This window comes from Paenibacillus soyae (assembly GCF_024623455.1).
Taxonomy (GTDB): Bacteria; Bacillota; Bacilli; order Paenibacillales; family Paenibacillaceae; genus Pristimantibacillus; species Pristimantibacillus soyae.
In genome coordinates this window covers 217,554-229,875 of the sequence record NZ_JANIPJ010000006.1, presented here as the reverse complement: position 1 = coordinate 229,875, position 12,322 = coordinate 217,554, and the positions used below count along the sequence as shown (strand labels likewise).

Genomic DNA, 12,322 nt, shown 5'->3' with positions numbered 1-12,322 from the left:
GCAGGCAGGAAAGAGGAAGCGGACGTCGAATCCCTTTTTAAGCAGAGATTGAACTTGAAGGTGGTTGTAACGATCCATGCCGATTATACAAGCCGTTGAACGGGCGCTTCTCATACTGGATTTATTCGACGAACGGACCCCGGAGCTCAAGATTACGGAAATCAGCGACAGGATGGGGCTTCATAAGAGCACGGTTCATTCGCTGGTGAAGACGCTGCAGTCTCGAGGGTATATGGAGCAGAACCTTGAGAGCGGGAAATACCGGCTCGGCCTGCGGCTAATGGAGAAAGGGCAGCAGCTGCTGCAATCCATGGACATCAGGCAGATTGCCAAGCCTAGCCTGGAGCAGTTCACGCAAAGCACGGGACAGACGACCCATTTGGTCATATTGGACGGTTATGAAGGCGTATACATTGATAAAGTGGAAGGGCATCTCGCCCCGATCCGTTACTCCCGTATAGGGAGGCGAGTCATGCTGCATAGCAGTTCCGTAGGCAAGCTGCTCAGCGCTTATCAGCCGCGGGAATGGTTCGACCGTTTGCTTGAGCGCTACGAGTTCGTTCGGCTTACGGAGAAGACGATCGCAGGCGCTGGCGACTTCCTCCGCGAGCTGGAGCTGGTTAGACAGCGCGGCTATGCTATCGACGACGAGGAGAACGAGGTTGGCGTGAGATGCGCGGCTGTGCCTGTGTTCGATCATCATGGCCAAATGACTGCGGCGATCAGCGTCTCGACGCTGCGGTCGCGAGTAGACGATAAAGAGCTGGAGAGGCTGATTGCGGATTTGAATCAAACCGCGGCGGACATATCCCAAAGGTTGGGGCATCGGGCATAACGGTTCGCTTACATCCAATATGATGCATCAAACTCACCTCTACACGCGGTCTCTCATCCTCGAGAGGTCTCGCTAGAGGTTTTAATATAGCTATATTATAGAACGATGTACTATATTATAAAACGAGGAGAGATGTTATGCGGTTGATTCAATATGGCGATGGGGACAAAAAAGGATTTGCGGCGGTAACGGATGAGGATGCGGTTTACCCCCTGGCGGACAAGGATGTATGGGAATTGTTCCGCAGGGCAGAACGGCAAGGGATGACTCCGCTTGAGCTGATCAAGTCCGACATAAGGGAAGGCACGCCTCTGAATAGAGAGTGGAATTCCCTAGACCTACTATCCCCTGTGGATGCTCCGGAAGTATGGGCGGCAGGCGTCACGTACCAGCGCAGCCGCGAAGCCCGCAATTACGAAGTAACCGGCGGCAAAGCCGATGCGGGCTCCACGTTGTACGATCTTGTCTATGATGCCGAACGTCCTGAAATTTTCTTCAAATCGACATTGGCGCGTACGGTAGGTCCCGGGGGAAGCGTCAAGCTGCGAAGCGATTCCTCTTGGCAGGTGCCGGAGCCCGAGCTTGGTCTCGTGCTGAACGCCGGAGGAGATATCGTAGCCTACACGATCGGCAACGACATGAGCTGCCGGGATATCGAGGGGGAGAATCCTCTGTATCTCCCGCAAGCGAAGATATGGAAGCAGTCTTGCTCTATCGGGCCTGCCATCCGGCTAGCCGAGGCGACGCCGAATCCGTACGATCTGGAGATCGGGCTGCGCATCTACCGGAACGACGAAGCCGTCGTCGACATTTCGGCGAACACGGGAATGCTGAAGCGGAAATTGGATGAGCTGGTATCGTTTCTGAAGCGGGACAATGTGTTATTCGACGGGACGGTTCTTCTGACGGGAACCTGTCTTGTTCCGCCGAACGACTTCACGCTTAAGCCGAATGATCGTATCGAGATTGACATTACGTCTATCGGAACGTTAATGAATACCGTCGTAGCCTAATAGAGGCATATAATAGGAGGGAAAGGCTATATGGAATCTGTAAGAGACTATGCGAATTATATTGGCGGAGCGTGGCTGCCGCCGCAACGAGGAGAAACGACGGTAAGCATAAATCCAGCCAACCGGAACGAAATCGTCGGCCGCATTCCGTTGTCGACCAGGGAGGATCTCGAGAAGGCCGTCACGGCGGCCAACGAAGCGCGGGCAGCCTGGCGGAAGCTGTCTGGCGCTGGGCGGGGGGCATTCCTATACAAAGCGGCGGATGTGTTGGAAAGACGGCTTGACGAGGTCGGCCGCACCATGACTCGCGAGATGGGCAAGACGCTGGCGGAGGCGAAAGGGGAGACGGCTCGGGGGGTAGCCATTCTGCGCTATTATGCCGGCGAAGGCATGCGCAAGATCGGAGACGTCATTCCCGCTTCGGATGCCGATGCGTTTATGTTCACGACGCGGGTCCCCTTGGGCGTGGTAGGGGCCATTACGCCTTGGAACTTTCCCATTGCGATACCGATCTGGAAGATAGCGCCGGCTTTGATTTACGGTAACACGGTCGTGTGGAAGCCCGCCTCGGAAGCCGCGGTCACCGCGGCTCTTGTGATGGAATGCTTCCATGAAGCCGGCCTGCCGGAAGGCGTATTGAATCTGGTTATCGGCGGAGGGAAGGAAATCGGGCAAGGACTTGCCGAGCATCCGGGCGTGCAGGGCATTACGTTTACGGGCTCCAATGCCGTAGGGAAGTCCGTCGGACAGGCGGCTTTCGCGCGCGGAGCCAAATATCAGCTCGAGATGGGCGGGAAGAATCCCATTATTGTGGCTGCGGATGCGGATTTGGAGCTGGCGGCAGAAGCAGCGATCAGCGGCGGTTTCAAGTCCACGGGCCAGAAATGCACGGCGACGAGCCGCGTTATCGTCGTGCAGGACGTGTACGAGGCTTTCCGCGACAAGCTGCTCGAGAAGACGGCATCGATTCGAGTCGGGAACGGCCTGTCCGAGACGACGTGGCTTGGACCTTGCGCGAGCGAGAAGCAATACGAGACGGTGCTTGGCTACATTAAGTCCGGCAAGGAAGAAGGAGCGAAGCTGCTGCTTGGAGGAACGCCTCCTGAGGATGAGGAGCTCCGGGACGGTTTCTACATCACGCCGGCGATCTTCGAGGACGTCGATTCGCGCATGTCGATCGCGCAGGAAGAGATATTCGGTCCGGTGCTTGCGCTAATAAAGGCAGCCGATCTGCCCGAGGCGATCCAACTGGCGAACGACGTGCCCTTCGGCCTCAGCGCCTCCCTATACACGAAGGATATCGCAAGCGCGCTTTCTTTCGTTCAGGAGATGGATGCGGGACTCGTACGCATCAATGCCGAGACGGCAGGGGTTGAGCTTCAGGCGCCGTTTGGCGGAATGAAGGACTCCAGCTCCCATTCCAGGGAGCAAGGACAAGCGGCGATTGAATTTTTCACTTCGATTAAAACCGTATTCATGAAACCTTGATTAGCTGCCATCCATAAGGAGGAGCGAGGCATGAACAAAGATTGGGAACGAATCGCGGAGCCCCGCGGCGAGGAGCTGTACCGAATTACTACCCATGCGCCGGGACCGGCGGGGGCATTGCCGCTTACACCGGAGCTGCTAAGAGAGTCGCCCAGCGGCGATTTGTTCGGATGGACCCAGAACGTGGGGATGGGCTTGCCGCCTTCGCGTCTGGGAGGAAAGGAAATCCTGCTATTAAGTACGCTTGGCGGTATACGCAAGGATAATGGTGAGGCTGTAGCGCTTGGCTACCACACGGGGCACTGGGAGGTTGGTCTGCTCATGCAGGCCGCAGCCGAGGAAATCAATGCCGTGGGAGGGATTCCGTTCGCGGGGTATGTGAGCGATCCATGCGACGGCAGATCGCAAGGAACAACGGGGATGTTCGATTCGCTGCCTTACCGGAACGACGCCGCGATCGTGCTTCGGAGGCTGATTCGCTCCTTGCCGACCCGCAAGGCCGTTATTGGCGTCGCGACTTGCGACAAGGGATTGCCCGCCATGCTGCTTGCCTTGGCGGGAACGCCTTCGCTGCCCGGAGTGATCGTGCCCGGAGGCGTGACGCTGCCGCCGACGCACGGCGAAGACGCGGGCAAGGTACAGACGATCGGCGCGCGCTACGCGAACGGAGACATCTCCCTAGAGGAAGCCGCCGATATGGGCTGCCGGGCATGCGCGACGCCGGGAGGAGGCTGCCAGTTTCTGGGCACGGCGGGCACATCCCAAGTCATTGCGGAAGCGCTGGGCCTGACGGTGCCTCATGCCGCGCTAGCCCCGTCCGGGCAGCCGATATGGACCGAGCTGGCCCGACAATCGGCGAGAGCGGCCATGTCCGCTGCGGAGGAAGGCATCACCTCTCGTCACATTCTAACGGATTCCGCGATCCGCAACGCGATGGTCGTGCATGCCGCGTTCGGCGGATCCACGAATCTGCTCCTGCATATTCCCGCGATTGCGCAGGCAGCGGGGCTTCGCGTGCCCGACGTAGCCGACTGGGCGAGCATTAACCGCAGCGTGCCTCGCATCGTCAGCGTATTGCCGAACGGCCCCGTGCCGCATACGACGGTTCGAGCTTTCCTTGCTGGCGGCGTGCCGGAGGTGATGCTCCGGCTGAGGGGACACGGGCTGCTCGATGAATCGGCGCTGACCATATCCGGCAAGACATGGGGCGAGGTGCTGGACTGGTGGGAATCCTCCGAGCGGAGACGGCGTGTGCGAGAGCTGCTGCGCACCGTCGACGGCATTGATCCCGATACGGTCATCTACTCGCCGGCGCAAGCACGCGCTGCCGGAATGGCTTCTACAGTAACCTTCCCGGTCGGCAATCTCGCGCCGGAGGGCTCGGTCATCAAATCGGCTGCCATCGACCCTTCCGTCGTCAACGAGAGAGGCATATACGAACATTTGGGGCAAGCCAAAGTGTTCACGACGGAGCGGGACGCGATCAAAGCGATCAAAACCGGGAGCATCTCGGCAGGAGACATCATGGTTTTGATCGGCAGAGGACCGAGCGGTACGGGCATGGAAGAGACGTATCAGCTTACTTCCGCGCTTAAACATTTGCCCTATGGCAAAGAGGTATCCCTGCTTACCGATGCCCGCTTCTCCGGCGTTTCGACGGGCGCGTGCATCGGTCATATCGGTCCGGAAGCCTTGGCCGGAGGACCGATCTCCAAGCTGCGCGACGGGGATTGGGTTGAAATCGTGGTGGACTTGAACGAGCTAACCGGCAGCATTAATTTCGTGGGAGAAGGGGCCGAGCGCTTCGGCTATGAGGAGGGGGCGCGCAGATTGCAGAGCCGGCCGCCCCATCCCTCGCTTGCGCCGGATCCGAAATTGCCGGACGATACGCGTCTATGGGCCGCGCTTCAAGCCGCCAGCGGCGGAATATGGCGAGGCAGCGTCTATGACGTGGACCGGATCATCGAGCTGCTGGAAGCCGGGAAGCGGGCTTTAGCCCCCGTCCCCGAATATGCCAATAGCGAAGAAGGGGCGTAAGCCGCCTCTTCTATTAGGAAGGCCGTTCCTCGGTATTCAACCAGGGAACGGCCGTTTCGCGCTGAAAGCGGCGCCTCCGCAATAAGTTGTAAAAGAAGTGATGGCAATGGTAAAGAAATGAAAAGCAAGCCTTAATGACTGCCGTAGGCATCGTTTCTTCCATTTGCTATACTTGGTTTAATTTAGTCATCTGGGCGGTGATTGGTTGTTCGGGTATTTCCGGTTTATCAGCATCAAGTCGAAGATGGTGCTGTTATTTCTGCTCATGATATTGATTCCGATCGTTACCATGTTCATCAATTCCTATTTGTCCTCGCAGAAGCTGTTGGAGAGGAAATATACGGATCTGCTAATGGACATCTCCAAGCAGTCGAACATCCGCGTCGAAGAGTTCCTGGAGGATACGAGACGAATATCTCTCATATCCAGCTACGGAATTAATAGTTACTTATCGGCGGTATCGCAGGAGAATTATCCCATTCAGAATTACTTGAAGGAAGATTCCAAACGCAACGAGAACCAGGCTACCCAGCTATTGATGAACTATATCCGCATGAAAGATTTGGAGTACGCGATCTATGTTTATAATTTCAACGGCGGAAAAAATCTTTATATCAGCACGGATTCCCCCGTTGACTACACCTATCATCCCGGAGACGAAGAATGGTTCGCGGACTTCCTTGAGTCGGAGGATATTACGCGCGACATCGCGGTAGTGAAGGATAAGCAAACGAAGCGGGCGAATAACCTCTCCATACTGAACGTCCGCAAGATATATGATATGGAGAACGGCGACCTTATTGGCGTCATGACCATAAGCATTCCCATCGACTTCATCAATAAGCTGAATGACCGCCTTCAGGAAGATAGCCGGTCAGCTTATACGATCGTTGACAGCAATGGCCTCGTTTTGTTCAACAATAATTATGAACAGATCGGAAAGATGTTCGCGGAGGTGCTGTCGATCGAAGACGGACCGTCTCCGGGAACGGCCCGGCAGGTCATTTCATCAGAGGGCAAAGATTACTTGCTCATCAGCACGCCATTCGAGGATCATGACTGGGTCGCTTATCTTTATATGCCCGTCAGGGAGCTAGCCGTCGAAGGATACTTGTTCAAACGCAATTTGATTGTGATTGCCGCGGTATTGCTCCTATTCGCGATTACCGGCTCCTTCTACTTATCGAATCATATTACGAAGCCGATTAAACGGCTCATGAGCAATATGCTGCTAGTCGAGAAGGGGAGGTTCGAGAATCTTCCCGAGGTGAAGTCGAATGACGAGATCGGCTTGCTGGCAAGCCGCTTCGAACAGATGTCGGGCGAGCTCAAGATATTAGTAGAGCGAATCTACCAGGAGCAGCAGGAGAAATCGGAGGCGGAAATCAAAGCGCTTCAAGCGCAGATCAATCCGCACTTCCTGTACAATACGCTAAACTCCGTGAAGTGGATTGCTTCCATGCAGCGCTCCGATAAGATTGTACAGATGACGGAGGCGCTTATTTCTCTGCTTCGTTATGCCACAAGCAACGAAAGCAGGCTTGTACCGATTCGGGAAGAGCTTGAGCAGATCAACCACTATATAACGATTCAGAAAGTCCGGTATTTCAACAAGATTGACGTCGTGTACGACATTGACGAGTCGCTGCTGGAGCACCGCATCCTGAAGCTCACCGTACAGCCGATCGTGGAAAACGCGATATTTCATGGCGTAGCCGACATGGACGGCGAGGGGGTAATCACCATAACCGTTTATGAGAGCGGGGAGGAGGCCATATGCATCGCCGTATCGGATAACGGGCAAGGCATGAATGAGGAAGCTGCCGCAAATCTGCAAGAGCAGCTGTCGGGTAACGGAAGCCTGACCGGCGGGATTGGCGTACGTAACGTTCATTACCGGATCAAGAAGGTGTTCGGGAGTCCGTTCGGCATTTCTTTCAACAGCAAGCCAAAGCAAGGAAGTACATTTGTCATTACGATTCCTAGAAATGAGCGAGGTTCATAGCCATGTTAAATGTGATTATCGTAGACGACGAATTGCTCATGAGGATTGGCCTCAAATCCATGATTCCTTGGGAAGAACACGGGTTTGTCATTACGGGCGAAGCGCAGAACGGCAAAGAGGCGATGGAGCTGGCGCAGAGGCAGGCGCCGGATCTTATCATAACAGACATAAAAATGCCGGTTATGGACGGGCTGGAATTGATTCGCAAGGCTTCTAGCGGCTATCCGGATTGTCAATTCATCATTTTAAGCTGCTTGGACGAATTCCAATACGCGCAGGAGGCTGTGAGGTTAGGCGCGACCGATTATTTAATTAAAAGCGATTTGAAGCAGGAGCACCTTCAAAGCGTGCTCCATACCGTTCGTAAGAAAGCTTCGCAATTTAGACAAACGCCGGAGAACTCTCTGCCTACGGGGCAATATAAGGAAGGGATCGGCTACCTGAAGGAAACCTTGTTCAAGGAGTTGTTCAGCGGTTTCCGTGATGACAGCGACATTATGAAATCCAAAGAATCGCTACATATCTCTCTAACTCCCGAGGACGTGCTCATTGCCAAACTGCGCGTCAACCATTTCCATGAGCTGCGGCGGAAGTACGTAGAGCAGGACGAGAAGCTGCTGCGTTATTCGATTGTTAACATCATGGAGGAAATCATTCCTCGTCGCTGGAACAAAGAAATCATTGTAGAAAATTCCTCCGACTATCTGCTCATTATGAATATGCCGGATAACGCAGCCGATAGCCCGGCACACGAGTTGCTTGGACCGCTGCTCGGCAAAATCGTGACGGCCATGCAAGAGTTTCTGAATATTTCGATCTCGCTTGGCGTCAGCGGCGTTTCCTCAGGCTTTGGCGGACTTCGCAAAGCCTATCGGGAAGCAGATGCCGCGCTAGCCAATCTATTCTTCGAGCCGGCTAGCAACGTCCTCTATTTCGACAGCTCTGCCGGAAGAATGAAACGAAGCCGCGACAGCTTCCTTATCACGCGGGAAGAGTCGGCAGAGCTTAGGCGGGAAATCGATGCCGGCAATGCCGAAGCCGATCTAGACCAGCTGAGGCAGCGTTTGTACAATGAAGGCGTGACGGAGCAAGGCTGCCGTAAAGCTTATTTGCGGATACTTGCGCTTATATCATCTTGCTTCCCCAGTGTGCCGGAGCTGTTAGCGGAGGGGCAGACGCCGTACGAGCACATGCTGTACGAAGAGAAGCTTGAAGGGCTCCATAACCTTGCCATTCGTTTCTTGCGACAGAGTTTGTCCCATAACAGAGAATTGGTCAATGTCCCTCAAAGCTATGCCGATCAGGCGAAAGCGATTATTCTAGATCGGTATGCGGACGATATTTCTCTGCAGACGGTCGCGGGTCAGATCAATGTGAACCCGTCCTACCTGAGCCGCGTGTTTAAGGAGGAAACCGGCGAGAACTTTATCGGCTACCTTACGCGCGTACGCATCGAGAAGGCCAAGCAGCTTCTGAAGAGCAAAGCCTATAAGGTTTACGAGGTTGCGAGCTTAACCGGGTATCCGAATACGGCCTATTTCAGCAAGCTGTTCAAAAAAGCGACGGGAGTGACGCCTGAGGAGTTCCGCGGGTAACTTCGGATTTCGGAGTACTGGTAAAAATAGTGAAGATGAAAGTAAAAAAAAGCGCATAGCCGGCTATGCGCTTTTTGTGTACGCGGATTTCGGTAAAAAAAGATGATCGTGTAGTAAAGGATATTGATTTTGAAAGCCCGATTATTTCTCTATGATGAGAGTTGTAAGAAGCAAATGATTTCATGAAAATGGGGGATAACCGATGATGAAAAAGGCCTTGCCGTTACTGCTGACGCTATTTCTGACTTTGATGGCGCTATCCGCATGCTCGAGCAATTCGGGCAATGATCCGGGCCAGGCAACGAACAAGCCGGCGAATGGCGGAGAGAACCAGGCTAGCGAGCAGCCTTCCGAGGCGCCGACTGAAGAAGTTGCTCTAACGTACGCGATTTGGGATTCCAATCAAGAGAAGGGACTTCGTCAAATCGCGGATGAGTTTGAAGCCCAGAATCCGAATATTAAAATCAACATTGAAGTGACAGGATGGGGCGAGTATTGGACGATGCTGGAGGCGGGCGCTACAGGCGGATCCTTGCCTGACGTATTCTGGATGCATTCCAACGAAATCTATCGTTACGCATCCAACGACATGCTCCTGGATTTAACAGCCAAGATCGATGCAAGCGAGAAGGTGGACCTAGGGAAATTCCCGCAGGGTCTCGTGCAAATTTACAATTTCAACGGCAAACAACTTGCGGTGCCGAAGGACTTCGACACCATTGGTCTTTGGTACAACAAAACCGTGTTCGACGAAGCGAAGCTAAGCTATCCGGACGAGACTTGGACATGGGACGATCTGTACAACGCGGCGAAGACGCTAACGAAGGACGGCAAATACGGCATTCTGACTCCGCTTCATAATCAGGAAGGCTATTATAATTTCATCTACCAAAACGGCGGCACGGTTATTACGGATGACAAAAAATCAGGCTACGACGACCCGAAAACCATTGAAGCTCTGGAATATTACGTGAAGTTTATTCAAGAGGGCTTGTCTCCAAAAATTTATGGCGACGCGGAACGCGCCGAAGCGATGCAGAACGGCCTGGCCGCGATGGGCTTCTTCGGCTCCTGGAATCTGACCGGCTTCACGGAGAATGATTTTATGGCCCAAAACTTCGATGTGGCGGTGCTGCCAAAAGGAGAAAAGCAGGCCTCCATCTTCAACGGCCTGGGCCACGCGATCGCGCATAATTCGAAGCACCCGGAGGAGGCTTGGAAATTCGTGGAATACCTTGGCTCCAAGGAAGCTCAAGAGAGGCAGGCAGAGCTTGGGGTGGCTATATCCGCTTACGAAGGAGCGGCAGAGCTATGGGTGTCCTCGAATCCGACCTTTAACATCCAGGCATTCGTGGATATGGTCGATTACGCTGTCATTCGCCCCTACTCCAATACGACTGCCGTGTGGGAGGACAAAGCATACGAGGCGTTGCTGCCGGCGTTCTCGGGCGAGAAGCCGGTCGAGGAAGCCGCGAAGCAGGCAGCCGAGATTATGAACGAAAGCCTCGCACAGGAAAAATAACGAGAATAGGCAGATAGCGGCAACCCTAACCGGTTGCCGCTATTCCGTAGGAACAGGAGGGAGCAGCTGCGATGCAACGAAGAATATCCAAACAAATGCGAAATGAGTGGTACTGGGGCTGGTTCCTGATCGCGCCGACCATTCTAGGCCTTATCGTGCTCAATATCATCCCCATCCTCCAGAGCGTCTATTTAAGCTTCTTCAAGAGCGGGGATTTCGGCAAAGGCAACGTCTTCGTCGGGCTTGATAATTACAGGAGAATGGCGGATGATCCGCAGGTCTGGCATGCCGTTATCAATACGTTTCTGCACGCGCTTATGGTCGTTCCGTCCAGTATCGCCATCGCGCTGGTTCTGGCGGTGATGTTGAACGGCAAACGAAAGGGGAAGTCCATCTACCGGACGATCTATTTCATTCCGATGGTCGCTGCTCCCGCCGCTGTTACAATGGTTTGGAAATGGCTGTACAACTCCAAGTTCGGACTCATCAACGTGCTGCTGACCAAGCTGGGACTGCCCAAGGTAGAGTGGACTAGCAATCCGGATATCGCTCTTGTTTCAATTGCCGTCATCGGCATCTGGAGCGTTATCGGTTACAACATGGTCTTATTTCTGGCGGGTCTGCAAGAAATTCCGAAGGACTATTATGAAGCTTCCGATATCGATGGTGCCGGCAAGGCGAGGCAGTTTTTCGTCATCACGCTGCCGCTGGTGTCGCCGACCCTGTTTTTTGTCCTGGTTACGTCCATTATTCAGGCGATGCAGGTGTTTGACGTCATCTACATGATGGTAGAAGTCACGAATCCGGCGTATGACAAAACGGTGTCTCTCGTGTATTTGTTCTACAATAACTCCTTCAAATATTCCGATAAGGGCTACGGCTCCGCAATCGTGACGCTGCTGCTCGCCATTATCATGATCATGACGGTCATCCAGACCAAAACCCAGAAAAAATGGGTCAACTACATGTAGGAGGTATTTGCGCATATGCCAGTTAACCGTTTATGGCCCCGCATTACGATTCACGTCCTGCTCATTGCGTGCGCGGCGGCTATGTTTCTGCCGTTTCTCTGGATGGTGCTGACTTCGTTTAAGACCGTCACCGAATCGACTTCATTGAATCCATTCGTCGTTTTTCCTTCTGAATGGAAAATCGAGAATTACTTGGAGGTGCTCCGTCAGAACGATTTTCTTCGATTGTATTGGAACACATTCGCCATGATGGCGATACGGGTTCTATGCTCGATTCTGTTCAGCGCCATGGCGGCTTACGCTTTCGCGAGACTAAACTTTCCGGGACGTAACTTTTTTTTCGGACTCGTTCTATTTCAAATGATGGTTCCAACGCAAATTTTCATCATTCCGCAATATTTGATGGTCGATGCGATCGGGATGCGCAATACGATATTCGCGCTGGTGTTCCCGGGGCTGGTCAGCGCATTCGGAACGTTCCTGCTCAGGCAGTTTTTTATGGGGCTTCCAAAGGAGCTGGAGGAGGCGGCCAAATTGGACGGCTGCAATATCGGCCAGACATTCGTAAGAGTCATGCTGCCGCTTGCTCGTTCCGGCATGGTTGCTCTTGCGATTTTTACCGCTTTGTTCGCGTTTAAGGACTTGATGTGGCCGATGATCGTGAATACGAGCTCCTCGGAGGCAACGCTCTCCTCGGCTTTGGCGAAGATTCAAAGCGCGTATTCCGTCGATTATCCGGAGCTGATGGCCGCCTCCGTGATCGCCATTTGGCCGATGCTGCTCCTTTACGTGGTGTTTCAGAAGCAGTTTATAGAAGGCATCGCGACATCGGGCGGCAAGCTGTAGAGCGGCGGCA

At 53.9% G+C, this 12,322-nt stretch carries 9 protein-coding genes; all 9 read left to right on the top strand.

From position 1 onward, the window contains the following. Positions 1-76: 76 nt before the first annotated feature. The 9 genes from NQZ67_RS10960 (at position 77) to NQZ67_RS10920 (ending at position 12,312) form a co-directional block, all read left to right on the top strand. Positions 77-835, top strand: a complete 759-nt coding sequence (locus tag NQZ67_RS10960; protein ID WP_257445393.1) for an IclR family transcriptional regulator — start codon at positions 77-79, stop codon at positions 833-835. A 137-nt stretch (positions 836-972) separates the two neighbouring features. Beyond that, the gene (locus tag NQZ67_RS10955; RefSeq protein ID WP_257445391.1) at positions 973-1,848 is read left to right on the top strand and encodes a fumarylacetoacetate hydrolase family protein; all 876 of its coding nucleotides are present in this window, start codon (positions 973-975) and stop codon (positions 1,846-1,848) included. Between the two features lie 30 nt (positions 1,849-1,878). Further along, positions 1,879-3,336, top strand: coding sequence for an alpha-ketoglutaric semialdehyde dehydrogenase GucD (gene gucD / locus NQZ67_RS10950; RefSeq protein WP_257445390.1), 1,458 nt, complete (start codon positions 1,879-1,881; stop codon positions 3,334-3,336). A 30-nt stretch (positions 3,337-3,366) separates the two neighbouring features. Continuing rightward, positions 3,367-5,373 (top strand): YjhG/YagF family D-xylonate dehydratase, encoded by a 2,007-nt coding sequence (locus NQZ67_RS10945; protein ID WP_257445388.1) that lies wholly within the window; start codon positions 3,367-3,369, stop codon positions 5,371-5,373. A 205-nt stretch (positions 5,374-5,578) separates the two neighbouring features. After that, positions 5,579-7,378 carry a sensor histidine kinase gene (locus NQZ67_RS10940; protein WP_257445386.1) on the top strand — a complete coding sequence of 600 codons (1,800 nt, stop codon included), beginning with the start codon at positions 5,579-5,581 and terminating at the stop codon, positions 7,376-7,378. 2 nt (positions 7,379-7,380) lie between these two features. After that, positions 7,381-8,973 carry a response regulator gene (locus tag NQZ67_RS10935; RefSeq protein WP_257445384.1) on the top strand — a complete coding sequence of 531 codons (1,593 nt, stop codon included), beginning with the start codon at positions 7,381-7,383 and terminating at the stop codon, positions 8,971-8,973. A 202-nt stretch (positions 8,974-9,175) separates the two neighbouring features. Next, positions 9,176-10,495, top strand: coding sequence for an ABC transporter substrate-binding protein (locus NQZ67_RS10930; RefSeq protein WP_257445382.1), 1,320 nt, complete (start codon positions 9,176-9,178; stop codon positions 10,493-10,495). Between the two features lie 71 nt (positions 10,496-10,566). Next, entirely contained in the window at positions 10,567-11,466 is a 900-nt protein-coding gene (locus NQZ67_RS10925; protein WP_257445380.1) for a carbohydrate ABC transporter permease, read from the top strand. A 15-nt stretch (positions 11,467-11,481) separates the two neighbouring features. Next, positions 11,482-12,312, top strand: a complete 831-nt coding sequence (locus tag NQZ67_RS10920; protein ID WP_257445377.1) for a carbohydrate ABC transporter permease — start codon at positions 11,482-11,484, stop codon at positions 12,310-12,312. Positions 12,313-12,322 lie beyond the last annotated feature (10 nt).